20 protein-coding genes and 1 other annotated feature are annotated in these 20,081 nt (G+C 52.1%); of the genes, 17 read left to right on the top strand and 3 right to left on the bottom strand.

Translation table 11 applies throughout. The features are described from left to right. Positions 1 to 70: 70 nt before the first annotated feature. From FYJ51_RS01125 to recD2, 3 genes are read left to right on the top strand one after another with little or no spacing between them, the layout of a single operon-like run. Positions 71 to 541, top strand: coding sequence for a Spx/MgsR family RNA polymerase-binding regulatory protein (locus FYJ51_RS01125; protein WP_154502269.1), 471 nt, complete (start codon positions 71 to 73; stop codon positions 539 to 541). A 30-nt stretch (positions 542 to 571) separates the two neighbouring features. After that, positions 572 to 1,708 (top strand): tRNA 2-thiouridine(34) synthase MnmA, encoded by a 1,137-nt coding sequence (mnmA, locus tag FYJ51_RS01120; protein WP_154502268.1) that lies wholly within the window; start codon positions 572 to 574, stop codon positions 1,706 to 1,708. Next, entirely contained in the window at positions 1,701 to 3,896 is a 2,196-nt protein-coding gene (gene recD2, locus FYJ51_RS01115; protein ID WP_154502267.1) for an SF1B family DNA helicase RecD2, read from the top strand. Before mnmA ends, recD2 begins: the two co-directional genes overlap by 8 nt. A gap of 36 nt (positions 3,897 to 3,932) precedes the next feature. Here recD2 and FYJ51_RS01110 read toward each other — a convergent pair whose 3' ends face one another. From FYJ51_RS01110 to FYJ51_RS01100, 3 genes are read right to left on the bottom strand one after another with little or no spacing between them, the layout of a single operon-like run. Continuing rightward, positions 3,933 to 4,730 carry an ABC transporter ATP-binding protein gene (locus FYJ51_RS01110; protein WP_105304903.1) on the bottom strand — a complete coding sequence of 266 codons (798 nt, stop codon included), beginning with the start codon at positions 4,728 to 4,730 and terminating at the stop codon, positions 3,933 to 3,935. A 10-nt stretch (positions 4,731 to 4,740) separates the two neighbouring features. Continuing rightward, positions 4,741 to 5,697 (bottom strand): ABC transporter permease, encoded by a 957-nt coding sequence (locus FYJ51_RS01105; protein ID WP_154502266.1) that lies wholly within the window; start codon positions 5,695 to 5,697, stop codon positions 4,741 to 4,743. A 6-nt stretch (positions 5,698 to 5,703) separates the two neighbouring features. Next, positions 5,704 to 6,744, bottom strand: a complete 1,041-nt coding sequence (locus tag FYJ51_RS01100; RefSeq protein ID WP_205946094.1) for an ABC transporter substrate-binding protein — start codon at positions 6,742 to 6,744, stop codon at positions 5,704 to 5,706. A 146-nt stretch (positions 6,745 to 6,890) separates the two neighbouring features. Then, positions 6,891 to 7,096, top strand: a binding site (T-box leader). Positions 7,097 to 7,135: 39 nt separating this feature from the next. On the opposite strand from FYJ51_RS01100, the gene alaS reads away from it, so the two are divergent. From alaS to mscL, 14 genes are all read left to right on the top strand, one after another. Next, entirely contained in the window at positions 7,136 to 9,781 is a 2,646-nt protein-coding gene (gene alaS / locus FYJ51_RS01095; RefSeq protein WP_154502262.1) for an alanine--tRNA ligase, read from the top strand. Positions 9,782 to 9,917: 136 nt separating this feature from the next. Beyond that, positions 9,918 to 10,193 carry an IreB family regulatory phosphoprotein gene (locus FYJ51_RS01090; protein ID WP_105304901.1) on the top strand — a complete coding sequence of 92 codons (276 nt, stop codon included), beginning with the start codon at positions 9,918 to 9,920 and terminating at the stop codon, positions 10,191 to 10,193. Continuing rightward, positions 10,190 to 10,603, top strand: a complete 414-nt coding sequence (gene ruvX / locus FYJ51_RS01085) for a Holliday junction resolvase RuvX (RefSeq protein WP_105303767.1) — start codon at positions 10,190 to 10,192, stop codon at positions 10,601 to 10,603. Before FYJ51_RS01090 ends, ruvX begins: the two co-directional genes overlap by 4 nt. Before the next feature lie 52 nt (positions 10,604 to 10,655). Continuing rightward, positions 10,656 to 10,919 (top strand): DUF1292 domain-containing protein, encoded by a 264-nt coding sequence (locus tag FYJ51_RS01080; RefSeq protein WP_105303766.1) that lies wholly within the window; start codon positions 10,656 to 10,658, stop codon positions 10,917 to 10,919. Then, the gene (mltG, locus tag FYJ51_RS01075; RefSeq protein WP_154502260.1) at positions 10,906 to 12,015 is read left to right on the top strand and encodes an endolytic transglycosylase MltG; all 1,110 of its coding nucleotides are present in this window, start codon (positions 10,906 to 10,908) and stop codon (positions 12,013 to 12,015) included. Before FYJ51_RS01080 ends, mltG begins: the two co-directional genes overlap by 14 nt. Beyond that, positions 12,012 to 12,485 (top strand): NUDIX hydrolase, encoded by a 474-nt coding sequence (locus FYJ51_RS01070; protein WP_105303764.1) that lies wholly within the window; start codon positions 12,012 to 12,014, stop codon positions 12,483 to 12,485. Before mltG ends, FYJ51_RS01070 begins: the two co-directional genes overlap by 4 nt. Next, positions 12,482 to 13,111, top strand: a complete 630-nt coding sequence (udk, locus tag FYJ51_RS01065) for a uridine kinase (RefSeq protein WP_105303763.1) — start codon at positions 12,482 to 12,484, stop codon at positions 13,109 to 13,111. Before FYJ51_RS01070 ends, udk begins: the two co-directional genes overlap by 4 nt. Before the next feature lie 30 nt (positions 13,112 to 13,141). Then, on the top strand, positions 13,142 to 13,615 hold the full coding sequence (gene greA, locus FYJ51_RS01060; protein ID WP_154502258.1) for a transcription elongation factor GreA: 474 nt from the start codon (positions 13,142 to 13,144) through the stop codon (positions 13,613 to 13,615). A gap of 49 nt (positions 13,616 to 13,664) precedes the next feature. Next, positions 13,665 to 14,141 carry a helix-hairpin-helix domain-containing protein gene (locus FYJ51_RS01055; protein ID WP_154502257.1) on the top strand — a complete coding sequence of 159 codons (477 nt, stop codon included), beginning with the start codon at positions 13,665 to 13,667 and terminating at the stop codon, positions 14,139 to 14,141. Continuing rightward, positions 14,138 to 16,051: a ComEC/Rec2 family competence protein gene (locus FYJ51_RS01050; RefSeq protein ID WP_154502256.1), complete on the top strand. Its 1,914-nt coding sequence runs from the start codon at positions 14,138 to 14,140 to the stop codon at positions 16,049 to 16,051. The genes FYJ51_RS01055 and FYJ51_RS01050 overlap by 4 nt, the downstream gene beginning before the upstream one ends. A 10-nt stretch (positions 16,052 to 16,061) precedes the next feature. After that, positions 16,062 to 17,054 (top strand): DNA polymerase III subunit delta, encoded by a 993-nt coding sequence (gene holA / locus FYJ51_RS01045; RefSeq protein WP_154502255.1) that lies wholly within the window; start codon positions 16,062 to 16,064, stop codon positions 17,052 to 17,054. Then, a complete protein-coding gene (locus FYJ51_RS01040; RefSeq protein WP_105303758.1) occupies positions 17,044 to 17,538 on the top strand; it encodes a DNA-deoxyinosine glycosylase in 495 nt (164 codons plus the stop codon). The genes holA and FYJ51_RS01040 overlap by 11 nt, the downstream gene beginning before the upstream one ends. Then, positions 17,519 to 19,702, top strand: a complete 2,184-nt coding sequence (locus tag FYJ51_RS01035; protein WP_167836520.1) for a peptidase U32 family protein — start codon at positions 17,519 to 17,521, stop codon at positions 19,700 to 19,702. Before FYJ51_RS01040 ends, FYJ51_RS01035 begins: the two co-directional genes overlap by 20 nt. Then, positions 19,689 to 20,081: a large conductance mechanosensitive channel protein MscL gene (mscL, locus tag FYJ51_RS01030; RefSeq protein WP_235897182.1), complete on the top strand. Its 393-nt coding sequence runs from the start codon at positions 19,689 to 19,691 to the stop codon at positions 20,079 to 20,081. Before FYJ51_RS01035 ends, mscL begins: the two co-directional genes overlap by 14 nt.

The following is a 20,081-nucleotide window of genomic DNA, read 5'->3' as shown; positions in this document are numbered from 1 at the left end:
AGATCTGTCAGTTTGCACATCCAAACAGAAGAAAGAAATGCTATACTGACGCATAAAAGGAGGCAATGGAATGATAGTGGTATATACTTCACCGGGATGCTCCAGCTGCAGAAAAGTGAAACAATGGCTCAAAGACCGGAATCTTCCGTTCATTGAGAAAAACATCTTCAAGACCCTTCTGAATGACAATGAGATCAAGCATCTGCTGATGCGCAGTGAGAACGGCAGCGATGATATCGTCTCCAAGCGGTCCAAGGTCATCCAGGAGAATCATATCGACATCGACTCGATGACAACCGATGAGCTGATCGCTTTCATCAAGAAGAATCCGAGTGTTCTGAAGCGCCCGATCATCCTGAATGAGAAGAGCTTCCAGGTCGGATATGATTCCGAAGAGATCGGCGTTTTTATCCCGGAAGAACTGAGAAGAATTGCAGATACTCCATGTTCCAAGGACTGCATCCATTACGATGGATGCGGACATGTCCGGGAAGCTGCCCTGCAGAAGGCACCGTCATCCGGAGCAAAGGCTGAGGCATAAGCCTCAGTTTTGTTTTATACTGATTGCGATATGAAAGTGATGGTTGGATTGTCAGGCGGCGTCGACTCTGCGGTCGCCGCTTATCTTCTGAAGCAGCAGGGATATGAGGTTACCTGTGCTTTCATGCGCAACTGGGATTCTCTGACAAATGATGATATCCAGGGAAACCCGACGCTGAATGATCCGGTATGCACGCAGGAAGCAGATTATGCCGATGCAGCATCCGTGGCAGAGAAACTCGGTCTGCCGCTGCTGCGGGTGGATTTCATCCAGGAATACTGGAATGATGTATTCGAAACATTCCTGTCGGAATACCGCAAAGGCAGAACTCCGAATCCGGACATTCTCTGCAACCGGTATATCAAATTCGACAGCTTCATGAAGTTCGGGAAGGAACATGGTTTTGAGGTCGTCGCAACCGGCCATTATGCAAAGCTCGGTTTCTATCATGGGGCCCATGTGCTTGAAAAGGCTGATGACCGCAACAAGGACCAGTCCTACTTCCTCTGCCAGATTCACCGGGATGTTCTCGATCATGTGCTGTTCCCGCTCGGTTCCATCGACAAGCCGGAAGTGCGGAAGATTGCCGCAGACCTTGATCTCAGCATCGCGAAGAAAAAAGACAGCACCGGCATCTGCTTCATCGGCGAACGGAAGTTCCGGGAATTTCTGAGCAACTATCTGCCGATGAAACCGGGAAAAATCATCGATATCGCTGACGGAAGAACCGTCGGAGTACATAAAGGCGTCCTCTACTACACGATCGGCCAGAGAAAAGGACTCGATATCGGCGGCACCGGCCCGTATTACGTGGTCGGCAAGGATATTTATGCCAATGAGCTTTATGTGACCGATGAAGCGCATCCGGAGTGGCTTTACAGCGATTCCTGCATCGTGAAGGACATGAACTGGCTCATGGATTTCACTGAGCCTGCAGACTGCCATGGCAAGTTCCGCTACCGGCAGCCGGATCAGGACTGCCGCATTGAACGGATCGATGATACGACTTTGAAAGTAACTTACCCGCAGCTCATCCGCTCCATGACACCTGGGCAGGAAGCAGTGTTCTATGATGGCGACCGCGTCATCGGCGGAGGTGTCATCGATCAGGTATTCCGCAATGGCGAAGACCTGATGCAGAAGATCCGGGAGCGTGCGAATGGATGATGGAAAGCTGATCGAGCTGACCGGAAAGATCGTCTATGTCGTCTACCGGAATGATGCCACGATGTATACCGTGATGAAGTTCCGGCTTCAGGATGAAACTGAGAAAGTCATCACCTGCACCGGAATTCTTCCTTCCGTTGAAACAGATATCCTGACCCGGCTTTACGGGACTTATGTCGAACATCCGAAATACGGCATGCAGTTCGCCATCCAGTCAATGGAACGTCCGCTTCCGGATGAAGAAGAGGGGATCATCCGCTATCTTTCCGGGATCCAGTTTCCTGGCATCGGCAAGAAGACTGCCAAGGCAATCGTGAATGCCCTCGGTGAAGACTGCCTGAAGGAAATCCGGGAGAATCCTGAGATACTGCATCAGGTTCCCGGTCTTTCTGATGAAAAAATCCAGGTCATTACGGAAGGCTTGCAGAAGGAATCTGACCGCATGCAGGATCTGGTGCGTTTTCTGAATATCCATGGCCTCGGCCAGCGAAACCTGATCCGGCTGAATCGGGCCTATGGCAAAGATGCCCTCGAGAAGATCCGGGAGAATCCGTACCGTGTGATTGAGGAATGCGACGGTTTCGGATTCAAGACTGCAGATAAGATTGCAGATTCTCTCGGCATTGCCCGGGATGATGAGCGCCGGCTCTATGCCTATCTCATTTCCTTGTGCATGGATCTCTGTGTTTCGTCAGGAGATTCCTATGTGCTCAAAGAGACTCTGCAGGCTAATTTCGATAAAGCCATGAATGGCCTTTCCTATGAGTTTGAAGATCTCCTGTCCCGGGCGGTATTCCGCAATCAGCTCGTCCTGGAAGAGAATCGGGTCTACCCGATCTCGCAGTATCAGTCTGAATCATTCATCAGTTCCTTCCTGGCGTCATTTCCGGAAGAAGAACTGGAGCCTGCTTTGGAAGAATCCGTGAACGGATATCTCGGCGATCTGGAGAACCGGTTTCAGATCACCTATGACAATTCGCAGCGGGAAGCAGTGCATACGTTCTTTCAGAATCCGTTTCTGATCCTGACCGGCGGACCGGGAACCGGCAAAACGACCGTAGTCCGGGCTCTTGTGACGCTGTTCCGGGTGATTTATCCGGGCAGCACCGTCGTCTGCACGGCTCCGACCGGAAGGGCCGCAAAGCATCTTTCCGAAACGACGGAAACGGAAGCAGTCACGATTCATTCGCTGCTGAAATGGGACCTTGAAACCAATACGTTCGGCGTGAATGAAGAAGAACCGCTCTCCGCAGACCTATTGATCATCGATGAGTTCTCCATGGTCGATAACTGGCTGTTCTATAACCTTCTGAAGGCATCCCGCCATGTCCGCAAGATCTGCGTCATCGGCGATGAAGATCAGCTGCCGTCTGTTTCACCAGGCAGCGTGCTGCGCGATCTGATTGAAAGCGGCTGCTTTCCGCTGATCCGCCTGAGCCATATCTACCGGCAGAAAGAAGGCAGCGATGTGATCCGCCTGGCACATGAGATTCATGACGGAACGGCTGATTTCTCTGATCTCAATCACGATGTGAAGTTCCTGGAATGCTCCAGGTATGAGATTAAAGACCGGGTATTAGCCGTCGTGAAAAGTGCCCTGGATAAGGGCTATGACATGAATGACATCCAGGTGCTCAGTCCGATCTACGGCGGACCGGCAGGCATCGACGTGCTGAATAACGCGCTGCAGCAGTGCTTCAATCCGCCCGAAGCTTCCAAGCCTGAACTGAAAGTCGGATATCTGACCTTCCGTCTTCATGACAAGATTCTGCAGCTGAAGAATCAGCCCGATGACGGGATCTCGAATGGCGATATCGGCGAGCTGGTCGAGATCTATGACAGGACAGAGACCGAGAACCATGAACCTGCTCTGGTCGTCCGCTTTGAAGATGACAATTATGTCGAATACAATCCGGAAGGATTCCGGAATATCACGCTTGCATACTGCATCTCGATCCACAAGGCGCAGGGCAGCGAGTACCCGATCGTGATCATGCCGATGACGTATCAGTACTACTACATGCTGCAGAGAAAGCTGATCTATACCGGAGTGACCCGGGCCAGACAGTCGCTGGTTCTCTTAGGTGAGAAGGGGGCCTTCCTTCAGGGTATCAGCACGCTGGAGCGGCATGTGCGCAATACGGGCCTCAAGGAAAAGCTGATCCAGGCACAGCATCAAAGCATCTGAAAAGGGCAGCACTCAGCTGTCCTTTCATATGCTTTTTTACTTGGTTAAGAGAGCCTGATCATCGGCGTATTCTTCGCCGCTGACTTCACTGAACTTCCGCAGCAGATCTTCTACCGAAAGGGAAGCTTTTGCTTCATCGCGGACATCGAAGATGATTCTGCCTTCATGCATCATGATCAGCCGGTTGCCGCGCTGAATCGCATCTTTCATGTTATGCGTGACCATCAGTGCAGTCAGATGATCTCTGGTAACAATCGTATCCGTAAGATCCAGGACCTTGCGGGCAGTCTTAGGATCAAGGGCTGCGGTATGCTCATCGAGCAGCAGCAGCTTCGGCTTCTGAAGGCTTGCCATGAGAAGGGTAAGAGCCTGTCTCTGGCCGCCAGACAGCAATCCTACTTTTGCACTCAGACGATCTTCCAGACCGAGCCCGAGTTCCTCGAGCATCTTCTGGTACTGCTGGCGTTCTTCTGCCGTCACGCCCCATTTCAGCGTGCGCCGATGGCCTCGTCTCGCTGCAAGGGCAAGATTCTCATCGATCTGCATGGTCGCAGCAGTTCCGGTCATCGGATCCTGGAAAACTCTGCCGATCAGACCAGCCCGCTTGTAATCAGGCAGTCCGGTCACATCCTGAGAGGCAATCTCGATCTTTCCTGCATCCACAGGCCAGACGCCGGCAATCGCATTGAGCATTGTGCTCTTTCCGGCTCCATTTGAACCGATGACGGTGACAAAGTCGCCTTCTTCCATCGTGAGGCTGATATCATCCAGAGCATGTTTCTCCGTGATGGTCTTCGGGTTGAAGGTCTTGGAGACATGCTTCAGTTCCAGCATCTTGGTCATATCAGCGCACCTCCTTGGCCTGCTTGCCAGCCTTGGCAAACGAACTCCGGCTTCTTGCCTGCAGGTTCGGAACAGCCAGGAAGATCGCGACGATCACGGCCGTGAACAGACGCAGGAAGTTGGAAGGAAGCTTCATCCAGAGGACTAAGACGACGACCAGGTAGTAGATAACCCCGCCCAGCACAATCAGCAGAAGCCTGAACCCGAAGTTGAACTTTTTCGGATTCACTGCTGCCGCAATGACTTCGCCGATGATGACTGCCGCAAGACCGATGACGATTGCGCCGCGGCCCATGTTGATATCAGAGAATCCCTGGAACTGAGCCATCAGTCCGCCAGAGAACGCAACAAGGCCATTCGAGAGGGCAAGGCCGATGACTTTCATCGCATTGATGGAAATGCCCTGGGCTTTTGCCATCTCGGGGTTGCAGCCGGTTGCACGCATGGCAGAACCATGTTCCGTGCCGAAGTACCAGTAGAGCACAGCAACCAGGATCACACTCAGAATGACGCCGATCAGGATTGCCGAAGGAACCTCTCTCGAGGTCACGGCCAGATCATACTGATCCACGCTCAGCGCTTTGTTGGCTGACATGCCCATGATCGCAAGGTTGATGGAATACAAGGCAAACTGGGTCAGGATTCCGGAGAGAATTCCCGGAATGCCAAGAGCCGTATGCAGCAGTCCGGTAACCAGACCAGCCGCAATTCCGGCCGCAAATGCCACGAGCATCGCTGCCCATGGGTTCCATCCCGCCAGTATCAGCATGACCGTGACGGCACCGCCGGTCGTGAACGCGCCGTCAACCGTCATATCCGCAAAATCCAGCATCCGGAACGTGATGTAGACGCCGAGTGCCATAATGCCCCAGATCAGACCCTGGGCAATGCCTGCCGGCATCGAAGCCAGCAGCTTGGCGGGATCCAGAGCAGGATAAACAGTTACAAGAGGAGCCATTCCGAATCAGCCCTCGTAAGCAGTGTAATCATCCGGAACCGTGATTCCGTATGCTTCGCAGCGATCTGCTGCATATTTCTTGACCGGGTTCTGATAGTATTCAATCGGCATCGTGCTGATATCGGATTCTCCCGTCAGGATCCTGACTGCCATCTTTCCGGTCGTAACGCCGAGTTCATAGTAGTCAATCGTCAGGGAAGCAATTCCGCAGCCGCTCATGATTCCTTCTTCCCCAGCGATGATCGGGGTCTTGGATTCCGAAGCGACGTTGTTGATGGATTCTGCGCAGGAAGCAGCGGTATTGTCAGTCGGAATATAGAGGGCATCATTCTCCGAGCAGGCAGATCTGGTCACGGATGCGACATCGTTGGAGTCCGTGAAAGTGTAGATCGTTACCVTCTTGCCAGCAGCTTCCAGAGCCTTCTGGACAACGTTTGCCTGATAGACGGAGTTTGCTTCAGCCGAGCAGTAGAGGATGCCGATCTTCGTCGCATCCGGAAGCAGTTCATCAAACATTGCGGCCTGCTGATCCAGAGGTGCCAGATCAGAAGTACCGGAAATATTGCCGCCGACGGTTCCGCTGAAATCGGAAATGCCGAGTGCTGTTCCGTATTCGGTGACAGAAGTTCCGAGAATCGGAATCGTATTGGTTGCGGCAGCTGCTGCCTGCAGGGCAGGGGTCGCATTGGCCATGATCAGATCGACGCCTTCGGTGACGAACTGGTTGGCAATGGTCGTGCAGGTTGCCGAATCGCCGGCTGCGTTCTGCACATCGAACGTGACTGCATCTTCGCCGAGTTCCGCTTTGACTTCATCCTGGAAGCCCTTGGTAGCCGCATCGAGAGCCTCATGCTGAACAAGCTGAACGATACCGATCGTATACGTTTTCCCAGTCGTGTCTGCAGCTGCTGCCGAAGCAGAAGCTGCAGGTGCTTCAGAAGCTGCAGCAGAAGCAACTGCGGCAGTGGCGGAGGAGGCGGAAGAACCGCATCCAGCAAGGCTCGTACAGAGTACGGAGCTCAGTAATGCTGCTGTAAATTTCTTCATAGTTTTCATTCCCCTTACTGTAATTTCTTACAATATATGAAATATATTGCATCCTATGCATTTCGTCAATCGAAAAGTCCTGGGAACTGCCTGGTTTCCGGCATGATTTCTGCTTTCTTTGAAAATCGTTTCGTGATAGGATATGCAGGAACTCAGTGAAGAAGACAAGTAATATGCGCAGGTCCTAAGAAGAGAGAAAGCGGTCGGTGGAAGCTTTCAGGGAGGCGGATACGAAGCTGCTTCGGAGAGGCATCCAATCCATGCCGCGGGATCGGCGTTATGATCAGAATCAAGTGCATGTTCCTTCCTGGAACATGAATCAGGATGGTACCGCGTGAAGAGCGTTCCTGCAGAGATTTCTGCAGGTTTTTTATTTCATCAGGAGGAAGATATGAGCGAAACAAAAAAAGTACCGACGGGAAATCAGGTGCGTCAGATGTTCCTGGATTTCTTTGCCCAGAAGGGATTCCAGGTTGAGCCGAGTGCCAGCCTGATCCCGCACAATGATCCGACGCTGCTCTGGATCAATGCAGGGGTTTCTACCCTGAAGAAGTATTTTGACGGAACTGAGAAACCGAAGTGCAACCGCATCGTCAATGCCCAGAAATGCATTCGCACGAATGACATTGAGAATGTCGGCCGTACTTCCAGACATCTGACGATGTTCGAGATGCTCGGCGATTTCTCGATCGGAGACTTCTTCAAGAAAGAAGCGATTCCGTGGGCATGGGAATTTTTGACCTCGAAAGACTGGATCGGATTCGATCCGGAGCGTCTGTATGTCACGGTCTATCCGGATGATCAGGAAGCGTATGACATCTGGGTGAAAACCGGCATGAATCCGAAGCATATCCATAAGTCCATGGATAACTTCTGGGAAATCGGCAGAGGACCTGGCGGACCGGATACCGAGATCTATTACGACCGCGGCGAGAAGTATGATCCGGATCATATCGGAGAGAAGCTGTTCTTCGAAGACATCGACAATGACCGTTACATCGAAGTATGGAACATCGTCTTCTCACAGTATGACTGCCGTCCTGGCGAAGTTCCGCGTACCGAGTACAAGGAGCTGCCGCAGAAGAACATCGATACCGGCATGGGCCTGGAACGTCTGGTATGCCTTGTGCAGGACAAGGAAACCAACTTCGATACCGACCTCTTCATGCCGATCATCGAAGCAGCCGAAAAATTCGCAAAGCATCCGTATTCCGATCCGGAATACAAGATGGCTTACCGGGTCATCGCTGACCATATCCGTACAGTGACATTCGCGATTGCGGATGGTGCGATGTTCTCAAATGAAGGCAGAGGCTATGTGCTCCGCAGAGTGCTGCGCAGAGCCGTGCGCTATGGCATCAAGCTCGGCATTGAAGGCTCGTTCATGTACAAGCTCGTGCAGGTAGCTGCTGATGCCATGAAGGACTACTACGGCTATGTCGAAGAGAAGGTTCCGCTGATTGAGAAGCTCGTGAAGAACGAAGAAGAGTCCTTCCACCGCACGCTTGCCAATGGCGAGACGCTGCTGCAGGAAGCTCTGAAGGAACATGCAGACACGAAGAACCTGCCGGGTGAAGTCGTATTCCGTCTCTATGATACGTACGGCTATCCGAAAGAGCTGACGGCTGAAATTGCAGAAGATGCCGGCTATACGGTAGACGAAGCGGGCTTCGACAAAGAGATGGCAGCCCAGAAGCAGCGGGCAAGAGATGCGCGCGGCGAGCTGCAGTCCATGCATGGTCAGTCCGAGGATCTGATGGACTTCATTGAAGAATCTGAGTTTACCGGCTACACGGATCGTACCTGCAAGGGCAAGGTCATCGGCCTGTTCCGCAATGGCGTGAAGGTAGATGAACTCGAAGGAGAGGGTGATGTCATTCTCTCCAGTACCTGCTTCTATGCAGAATCCGGCGGCCAGTGCGCAGATACCGGAAAGATCTGGAATGATCTGTTCCACGCCGATGTCACCGATGTGAAGAAAGCACCGCACAAGCAGCCGCTGCATCACATCGAGAATGTCGAAGGAACGCTGCACCTCGGCGATGAGGTAGAAGGTGCCTATGACTATGAAGCACGTCAGAAGACTCGTGCGAACCACAGCTCCCTGCATCTGCTGCAGGCAGCATTGAGAGAGGTGCTCGGCAGCCATATTGCTCAGGCTGGTTCCTACAACTGCCCGGATTATGCCCGTTTCGACTTCACGCATTTCGAGAAGCCGACGGCTGAGCAGCTGAAGAAGGTCGAAGAGATCGTCAACGAGAAGATCCAGGAAGATATTCCGGTTACCACAGAAGTGCTGCCGATCGAGGAAGCCCGCAAGACCGGTGCTACGGCACTGTTTGATGAGAAGTACGGAGACTTCGTAAGAGTTGTTTCCATGGGTGATTTCTCCAAGGAATTCTGCGGCGGCACGCATGTATCGAATACCGGCGATCTCGGCGTGTTCCGGATCATCAGCGAAGAGTCCGTCGGTTCCGGCATCCGCCGTATTACGTGCGAGACGAAGATGAAGGCATATGAAGACTTCCGCAGAGAACAGGATTACCTCGATGATACAGCAGCGATCCTGAAGATGAAGAACTGGGAAGGCCTGCAGGAGCGCATTCAGAAGCTGCTTGATGAGAATGCCGAGCTGAAGAAGGAAGTGGCTGCTGAGAAGCAGAAAGCAATGCTGGCGGATGCCGATGCACAGCTTTCGAAGAAGGAATCCATCTCCGGTCTGGAAGTTCTGATCCTGAAGCAGAAGGATATGGAAACCGGCGGAATGAAGGACTATGCCGAGGCGCTACGCAACAAGATGCAGAATGGCATCGTGTTCCTGGCCAATGAAGGTGCTGGCAAAGTGACATTTGTCTGTGCCTGCAGCAAGGCTGCAATTGCCAAGGGCCTCAAGGCCGGCGATCTCGTGAAGGCGGCTGCTCAGCTGACCGGCGGCAATGGCGGCGGACGTCCGGACATGGCTCAGGCTGGCGGCAGAGATGTTTCGAAGCTCGATGCTGCGATTGAAGAAGTACGCAAGAGAATTCAGAACGCCTGAGAGAAAACAGAAGATCAGAAAGGGAAGCGAAGCAATTCGCTTCCCTTTCTGCGTTGGTACCCTCTCCGGAAGCGTTGTTTTCGGATATACTTTTCGTGTCTTTTGCTCTAAAATGAGGAAGAGCGAGGTGATTCCCATGACAAAGAATGATATTTCTCCGACAGTCAGTTTTGATGCAGATCAGATCCGGCGTGAAAATATCCGTCAGGTGCTGCTTCTGGTGCAGGAGGCACTCGAAGAGAGGGGATACAATGCGATCAACCAGCTGGCTGGCTATCTGATTTCTAATGATCCTGCTTATATTTCCAGCCATAAGAATGCCCGCAGCATCATCCAGTCGGTGGAGCGGCATGAAATCATTGAAGAGCTGGTCCGTTTCTATCTGGAAGAAAACGGAAAGAACAAGGAATGAAGTATCTCGGACTGGATCTCGGCAGTGTTACCTGCGGGGTCTCGCGAAGCGAAACGGGCTTCATTGCTGAAACGGTTGAGACGATCCGGTTTCATCCGGATGACTACGATCAGGCCCTCGACAGGATCCTCTCGGTGATTGAGCGGGAAAAGCCGGATATCATCGTCTTAGGGTATCCGCTGCTGGAGAATGGCGATGCTGGCGAACGGGCCCAGATCTGCGAGATTTTCGGAAAGCAGCTCGAGAAAGAATCCGGCATTCCGGTGAAGCTTCAGGATGAGCGTAATACGACCAAGGATTCCGAAGCGATCCTGCTGGAGGCAGATGTATCCCGGAAAAAGCGGAAAAAAGTGATTGACCAGATGGCGGCAGTGCGGATTCTGCAGTATTATCTTGATGCGAATCAGTAAGCAGGCGATGCACCGCCGCCTTTTACGTGATGAAGATACCAGGAGGTAAGGCATGCTGGAAGATGATAAGCGTCTGTTTCTGACAGATGAAGACGGGATTGAACATGAGATGGAGATCGTTCTGACATTTGACAAGAGCGAGACCCGTCACTTTGTTCTGTTCACCGATCCGGATGATGAAAGCGGAACCGTCTATGCCTACAGCTATGAGGCTGATGGCACGATGGAAGAAGTCACCGATCCGGAGGAGATCGAGATGTGCGAGGAAGTGCTCGGAGCCTTCCAGAAAGAAGAAGAGGAAGATGGCGAAGCATAAATCGTCAGGAAAGCGCAGAAAGAAGAGAAGACTCAGAGTCGGCAGACTGATTGTCCTGATCCTGATTCTTTTCATGCTGGTGCTCGGCGGGGTCTATGCAGGCTACCGTTCTTCCCTGAAACCGGTCAGCAGCACCGGGGAAGATGTCGTGTTCACCGTGAATGCCGGAGAATCTCTGAAGACGGTCTCTGAGAATCTGCAAAGCGAGAAACTGGTGCGCAATGCGCTGTTTGCAGCTTTCTTTGCTAAGACGAACAATCTCTCCGATGTCAAAGCAGGGGATTATACGCTGAATCCTTCCATGAGTGTCGATGAGATCTTCACGACCCTCAATGATGCGACTGCCGCCATTGCGGATGAAGACAGCGTCACAATCATCGAAGGCGACTGGACGAAGAATGTCGCCCAGAAGATTGCCGAGAAGACGCAGGTATCGGCAGATGATCTGCTGGCATTGTGGAATGATTCGGATTATCTGCATTCGCTGATGGACAAGTATCCGTTTCTGACCGAAGACATCTTCAATGCTGATATCCGTCATAATCTCGAAGGCTATCTCTGCCCGGATACGTATACGTTCTACCGGACGGAGACCGATCCGAAGGTGATCACCGAGAAGATCCTCGATCAGACCCTGGCGGTCTATAACAAATATGCCGATGGGATTGCGTCCAATTCTTATGGTCTCACAATCCATCAGATCTACACGCTCGCTTCGATTGTGCAGTATGAGTCCGGCAATCCGGAAGATATGGCCAAGATTGCCCAGGTGTTCTACAACCGCCTGCAGGATGGCATGGCTCTGCAGAGTTCCGTGACCGTCTGCTATGCGCTGGATGCGGACAGCGGCGAAGACTGGAAACAGTGCGAGTACAATCCGGATGTCGACAGTCCGTACAATACGTATCTCCATACCGGCCTGCCGCCGGGACCGATCGTGAATCCGGGTGAGGATGCGATCCAGGCAGTTCTGAATCCGAACACGGATTATGTCGGCTACTACTATTTCATGGCAGATGTGGATACGGGAACGGTCTACTATGCCAGGACGCTGGAAGAACATAATGCCAATGTGGCATTATACGGGAAAGCATGAAGTGCTCGAGCTGCTGCTATCTGATGGAGAATCACCGCTGGCTGATGCTGTACCGCAACCGCAAGCCGCATGATGTCAATGCCGGCAAGTGGATCGGCGTAGGCGGAAAGCTGGAACCAGGCGAGACCATGCGGCAGTGCGCGCTGCGGGAAATCAAGGAAGAGACCGGGCTTCTGGCAGAAGATCTCAGATACCGGGGAACGGTCTGGTTCTTCTATGAAGGAACAGAGCCAGAGAAGATCTGGCTCTATACCGGAGAAGAGTTTTCCGGAACTCTGAAGGATTGCGACGAAGGAATGCTTGCATGGATCCCGGAAGAAGAATTATCATCGCTCTCACTCTGGGAAGGAGATCGGATCTTTCTGAAGAAGCTGATGGAACAGAATTCCGGCATCTTCTCCCTGGAACTGCATTATGATAGATATGGAACACTTCTAGGCTGGAAGGAAAGAGAGGCAGAACAGGAATGAAGCCGATCATCATCGGAATCGCCGGAGGCAGCGCTTCCGGAAAAACGAGCATCGCACTCAAGATCAAGGATCAGTTCTCGGATCAGAAATCCGTTCTGATCATCCGCCAGGATGACTATTATAAAGACCAGAGCGATAAGCCGATGGAAGAGCGGGTCAAGACGAACTACGACCATCCGTTTGCGTTCGACAACGATCTTCTGCTTCAGCAGATGAATGATCTGATCGCAGGCAGACCGGTAGAGAAGCCGACCTATGACTTCGTGCATCATACACGGGCTGATGTCACGGAAACATGCTATCCGGCAGATGTCATCGTGCTGGAAGGTCTGTTCGTGCTGGAAGATCCGAAGCTGCGCGAAATCGAGAACATCAAGATCTTCGTGGATACGGCTGCCGATATCCGCTTCATCCGCAGGCTGATCCGCGATGTCAAGGAACGCGGAAGAACGCTTGACTCCGTCGTGAATCAGTATGTGAATACCGTTCGGGTCATGCATGATTCGTTCATCGAACCAAGCAAGCGGTATGCGGATCTGATCATTCCGGAAGGCGGCGAAAACACCGTAGCGATCGATCTTCTGAACACAAAAATCAGTAGCATCATTCATCACACCGAGTTATAATGTCAGCGCAGAAAATTCCAGGAGGTCAGAATGGCAGAGAACGAAAATAAGATTTATGTCACGGAAGAGGGCCTGAAGAAACTTCAGGATGAATACGAAAACCTAGTCCATGTCGTACGTGAAGAAGTCAAGGCAGAACTGAAGGAAGCGCGCTCTCTCGGTGACCTTTCCGAAAACGCTGACTATGATGCGGCACGAGATAAGCAGGCTCAGGTTGAAGCCAGAATCGCTGATCTCGAAGGCATGCTGAAGAATTATGAGATCATCAACACGAAGGGCGGTTCCCGTCAGGTCAGAATCGGTTCTACCGTCAAACTTCAGTTCCAGGATACGAAGGAAGAAGCGACTTATACGATCGTCGGTTCTACCGAAGCAGATCCGCTGAATGGCAAGCTTTCCAATGAGACTCCTCTTGCAAAGGCAATCATGGACAAGAAGGCTGGTCAGTCGGCAGAAGTCAACGTCAAGAAGCCGTATACCGTCATGATCGTTTCGATCAGCTGACAGGGAATAGAGAGCTTACAGAACTATAAGACAGGCGGAGGGTTTCTCAATGAAACAGCTGCTTGTCTTTTTTGTGCTTCTGGCAGCACTGATTCCGGGCCATCTTGATCCGATCCGCATCAGCAGTCTGAAGAAGCAGGAAATCACGGTTACCGTCCGGGGAGAAGTGAACGAACCAGGCGATCTGAAGCTGGCTCCGTATTCGACCGTGCAGGATGCTCTCAACGAAGCCGGTCTGAAGGAAGATGCTGATCTCGGTGCGCTGAATCCGAACACCATTCTGAGCGACCATGATGTGCTTGATATCCCTGCAAAGAAATCCGAAGCAGAACAGCCGCTCATCTCGATCAACACAGCAGATGCCGATACGCTCTGCACGGTTCCCGGCATCGGACCGAAAACCGCGGAGCAGATCGTGAAGTACCGGAACGAAAACGGCTTGTTTTCCTCACTGGAAGACCTGCAGAGCGTCAAGGGCATAGGGCCTTCCAAGTATGAGAAGATGAAGCCCTATCTGAAGCTATGAAGCAGCTTTGCAAGTCGGCGCTGACGCTTTCCGTCCTGACAGCAGCAGCTGCCTTTCTGAAAGACAGCTGTCCCTGGTTCATCCTGGTGCTATGCCTGCTGATCTGGCGGAAACGTACTCAGGATCATTCCTGGATCTATGTGCTTCCTGTTCTGATCCTGGTTCTGATTCCGCGCTATGACAGAAAGATGCCTGCCTGGCATACCGGAACTGTCCGGGCGGTGAAGACGCACTACGCCATCGTCCAGAACGGAAATTCGAAGCTGATCGTGAATACTGATGCAGACCTGATCCTTGATTCGAAAATTTCCTTTACCGGCACTCCGCAGCTTCTGGAAGGAACCGGAGGATTCTATTCCTATGACTTTCCGGCTGCCTGCAGAAGGCAGGGGATCTATTATTCGCTGATCTCGGATTCACCAGCCGTGATTCAGGAAAGCAGAAGCCTCCGGGGTCTGGTTCAGAAGAAAGTGCTGGCCATCGAGGATTCCGGAAAGCAGGCCACGCTGCTGCGCATCTTATTCGGCATCCGCAGCGATCAGAAAACGTTTGAAAGCTTTCTCGAAGATACCGGCATTTCTTCCGCGGCAATGCTGTCGCTGCTTTCTATGCTGCTCGGTTTTTTCCTGTTTCCGGAAGAAAAGGATCAGCTGCTGACAGCAGCTGCGTTCGCTTCTGCAGTCTTCTGGCATTTCCCGTATCTTCTGACTCAGCGGCTGATCCTGAGACTTCTGAAGCTTTTCAGAATCCCGTACCGGGAGCGTCTCGGAATCGGTCTGACCCTGAGCATCCTTCTGAATCCATCTGCGGTGCATTCCGCTTCGTTTCTGATTCCGGCAGTCTTTGCGTATGCGTCCTGTCTTTCCGAGCATCCGAAGCAGAGCAGCTTTCTGGCAGGAATGATGATGCAGTCGTGTCTCTTCCATAACGTGAATCCGCTGCAGATGATTCTGCTTAAGAAGCTGTTTCCGCTGCTTGGTGTCTTCCGCATTCTTGCATGGATCGAGCTGCTGACCGGATGGAACCTCTTATGGATCCTTGATCCATTCGATCATGTGCTGAGTTTTCTGAAGATCGCCGATCTTCCCGGCTCGATGCTCGGAGCAGGGCTTCTGCTGTATCTGCTGGCAGCGGCTGTGCTGAAACATCTTCCGCATCCGCGCATGCTTCTCTCGATCCTGTTTCTCTGCTTTCAGATCACCGGTCTGTTCCATCCCTTTGCGGAAGTTTCCTTTCTCAATGTCGGACAGGGGGATTCGATCCTGATCCGGGAAAGTCTGAATCGATGCAATGTGCTGATCGATACCGGAAAGCCTTCTGCCTGGAAAGCAGTCTCTGCTTCGCTGGAAGGAAGAGGCATACGCCGTCTGGATACGTTATTCATCTCGCATCCGGATGAAGATCATAATGGCAATCAGGAACTGATCACGGATACCTATCATCCCAGAAATGTCATAACCGGCCATCATGGTCTCACCGCATGCAGGAACCTCGAGTTTCTCGATCTCAATGAACTGCAGGAGACAGATGAGAACCGCAGCAGCCAGGTGCTGTATCTGAAGCTGAATGGACTGAATTATCTCTTCATGGGCGATGCTGATCAGATTGCGGAACAGGAGATTCTGAAACACTATGATGCCCTGGATTGCGATGTACTGAAGCTTTCTCATCATGGCTCGAAAACCGGAAGTTCGGAAGCATTCCTCAATCAGGCAAAGCCTTTGCTTGCAATCATCTCTGCCGGTTCGTATTCCATCTATCATCATCCTCATCCGGATACCATCCAGAAGCTTCTGGCCAGGCGGATTCCGTTTCTGAATACGCGGACTGCCGGAGAGATCCGGATCCTGTGTCTCGGAAGGTTCAATGTGGTTCTGACGAGCGGCGGCTTGTTCGGAATCCTGCTATAATCTTCGTGACATGATCTATCTTCTTGAAGGAACAGAAACATATCAGCTGGATCAGAAGAAACGCCAGCTTCTGAAAAAAGGAAAGACAGAAGGGGAGAATATCATCGACCTCGACGCTTCTTCCAGAACTTTTTCGCTGGAAGGTGCGCTGAATCAATGCAGCACGATCTCGTTATTCGCAGACCGCCGAGCAGTGATCCTGAGCGATCCGTATTTTCTGAAGAGCGGAACAAGAGCTGCCGGAAAGAAGAAAACAGGGAAAGACAATTCCGATCTGCTGGAAGCGTACTGCACCGCGCCGAACCCAGATACAGATCTCTATCTGATCTGCCGGGGCTTTTCGCCGGATCGCAGAACGAAAGAACTGAAAGTGCTGGAAGCACATGAGAATGAATCAGTGCTGATCTTCCGGTTTCTGAAGCTTTCTCCGCGGGAGCTGAATCAGCGGATCAGCGAGGAACTCCGGAAGAAAGGATATCAGCTGACAGACGATGCGCTGGCTGAGCTGAAAGAGCGGATCAGCGACAGCTATACGGAATTTCTGAAGACGCTCGACAAGATGGATCTCTACGGGAAAAAACAGCTGAACCGGAAAGATATCGAACATCTGGTCAGCCTGAATCCGGATACGAATATCTGGAAGCTCGGAGATTGTTTCCTATCCCAGGATGCGGCAGGAACCTTCCGGGCGCTTGATACGATGAAGGCCTCCGGCTATCAGGATGTGAGAAGAATCCTGCCGGTGTTTGCGTCCAGGATCCGGAAGATCTATTCCGTGGTCAGATGCTATGAATGCGGGCTTTCCTATGAAGAGATCCGCAAGGTTACCGGGAACTATTATCCCGATAAAGATCTCGGCCTTGCAAGGGGCAGAAGCAGTGCCTATTTCCTGCGGCTGCTGTCGGAACTGGCTGATCTCGATCAGAGCGGAAAGCGTGGGGAAACAGATCCGTCTATGGAGTTTGATCTGTTCCTGTTGAGGAATCTGAATCATGGTGCATAAGCAGGAAAAAGTCACGCATCCGTTTCCGCCCCTCTGTGATTCAGAGTCCCGGGTGCTGATTCTCGGTTCGTTTCCTTCGGCAGTCTCCAGAGAGCAGGGCTTCTATTACGCCAATCGCACGAACCGCTTCTGGCCGGTGCTGTCAGAAGTATTTGAAGAAGAGATCACTGATCGGGCAGAGTTCTGCCACAGGCATCATCTAGCGCTCTGGGATGTGATTGCATCCTGCACGATTTCCGGCAGCAGCGATGCTTCGATTCATGACGCCGTTCCTAATCCGATTGCAGATCTCGTAAAAGACCTTCCGGTGAAGAAGATCTTCACGACCGGAAAGCTTGCATATCGCCTGTATGAGCGCTATATCGACTGCGGAATTGAAGTGATCGGACTGCCGAGCACGAGCAGTGCCAATGCCAGGATGTCCCTGGAAGACCTTGTTTCAGAATACAGAAAGATCAGAATCTATGCAGAACAGAAAAATTGAACTGCTGGCTCCGGCTGGCAATATGGATGCGCTGAAGGCTGCGGTGGCAGCCGGGTGCGATGCGGTATATCTCGGCAGCACGCTGTTCTCCGCCCGGGCGTTTGCGGGCAATTTCGATCATGATCAGATGATCGAAGCGATCAGGTACTGTCATGATCGCGATGTGCGCGTCTATGTCACGATGAACACGCTGCTGTATGAAACAGAAATCGACAATGCCATGAAAGAAGCGGGCTTCCTGTATGAGCAGGGAGCAGATGCGCTGCTCGTGCAGGACTTCGGCTTGTTCCATCGGCTGCGGATCGAATATCCGGACTTCGAGCTGCACTGCAGCACGCAGATGCATATTCATAATCCTGCCGGATGCGAGTTCATGAAGAAGATGGGCGCTGCCCGGGCAGTCGTTGCCAGAGAGACGCCGATTGAAGTCGTGAAGGAATGCGTGAAGACCGGAATCGACATCGAAGTATTTGCATATGGTGCCATCTGCATCTCCTACAGCGGCCAGTGCCTGATGTCTTCCGCCATCAAGCATCGTTCCGGCAACCGCGGCATGTGCGCCCAGCTCTGCCGGCTCCGCTATGCGCCGGTCAGAGATGGCATTGCAAAGAAAGATCCGGAGGGAGAATATCTGCTTTCTCCGAAGGATCTCAATGTTATCGATAAGATTCCGGAACTCATTGAAGCAGGGGTATGCTCGCTGAAGATCGAAGGAAGAATGAAGCGGCCGGAGTATGTATGGCTGGTGACCAGGACGTTCCGGGAAGCGATTGATGCCTATTATGAAGGCAGAGTATACAAGGTTTCTGAGGAACGGCTGAGACAGCTGATGCTGATGTTCAACCGCGGTTTCTCGGAAGGACATCTGTTCCATGCGGACATGGATGACCGCATGAGCCACTACCGTCCGAATCATCGCGGTGTGGAAATCGGCAGAGTGCTGAAGTATGAGAATAACCGCGTGCAGGTGAAGCTCAGTGCTCCGCTCTACCAGCATGATGGTCTCCGCATTCTGAATGAACCGCATGATACGGGCCTCACCGCAGTGAGGATCTGGAAGAAGGATCTGCTCGTAAATGAGGCAGCTGCCGGGGATGTGGTCTGGCTGGAGTGCAAGTCGCTTCCTCATCCAAGACGCAATCAGCCACTGCAGAAGACCAGTGATTCGCGCTTGCTGGATCTGATTGCGGAAAAGATTCATGATCAGCAGAAGCTCTGCCCGGTTTCGCTGTCATATGAAGCAGAGATCGGAAAGCCGCTGAAGCTGACTGCTTCAGATGGGCGCGGAAATACTGTTTCTGCCTGCTCTGAGCAGATCATTGAAGCTGCTGAGAAAGCGCCGCTGGCAGAAGAAAAACTGAAGAGCAATCTTGCCAAGGCAGGAGAGTTTCCCTATATGCTGTCGGTGTCAGGAACCATGAACGGAAAGATCTTCCTGCCGGTTTCGGTGCTGAATGAGACCAGAAGAAAGGTTCTGAGCAGGCTGCAGGAACAGCGTTTCCATCTGCAGAACAGAGCTGGCCATCAGCCTTATGCCTTCCATCTGGAAGATCCGCATGCCCATACGTATGATCTGCTCGTGGAAGGAGCAGAAGGGATGGAGCTGCCTGAAAACTGCCTTGCGCTGAATGCGAAAAATGAACTTCCGGTTGTCTCGGAAACGGAACATGATAAACTGAAGCTGATTTCCGGTGTGATCCGGGAACCGGGAGCTCTGAATCAGGATCTCAGCCATGTGATCGCAGGCATGAATCTGAATTGCTGCAACTCCTATAGTCTTGCGTTTCTTCTGAATGTTCCCGGGGTTGATTCTGCCATCTTCTCGTCAGAATGCACGAGCGCCGAGATTGAGCGGATTCTCAAGGCTGCAGAAGCCCGCTTCGGATTTGTTCCGGTGACCTACCGGCTGGTATACGGGAGAAGGACTCTGATGTATATCAAGCAGGGATTCATGAACGCGATGCCGGAGTATATGAAAGACATGGAGGGGAGAATCTACCCTCTGTTCCGGAATGGCGATACCGTCGAAGTACTGGAGCCTGAGCCGTACTGCTCAGATAACCCGTACTGCAGCGGCAGCTATGTGATCCTCCGGGAAGAGCCGGAAGAAAAGAAAAAGGAGATTATCAGAGAAGCGTATGAAGAAATTCATGAAAGAGTTTAAGGATTTCGCCTTGAAGGGGAATGTCATGGATATGGCAGTCGGCGTGATCATCGGCGCTGCTTTCCAGAGCATCGTGACATCCCTGACGGAAAACATCATCAATCCGATCATCGGTCTTCTGTTCCAGGTGGATTTCAGCCAGGTGGTCATTCACATGGGCAGTGTGGATCTCGGTATCGGTGCCTTCATTTCGGCAGTGATCAACTTCTTCCTGCTCGCACTCGTTCTCTTCATCATCGTGAAGTCGATCAACAAGCTGAACAGTTCTCTGGAAAAAGAGAAGGAAGCAGCTCCTGCTCCATCGCCAGTCAAGAGCGATGAGACCAAGGCTCTGGAAGAAATCATCACCCTGCTGAAGGAACAGCAGAATAACCAGTGA

The organism is Stecheria intestinalis (assembly GCF_009696165.1).
Lineage (GTDB): Bacteria > Bacillota_I > Bacilli_A > Erysipelotrichales > Erysipelotrichaceae > Bulleidia > Bulleidia intestinalis.
This window is presented reverse-complemented; position numbering and strand designations above follow the sequence as displayed.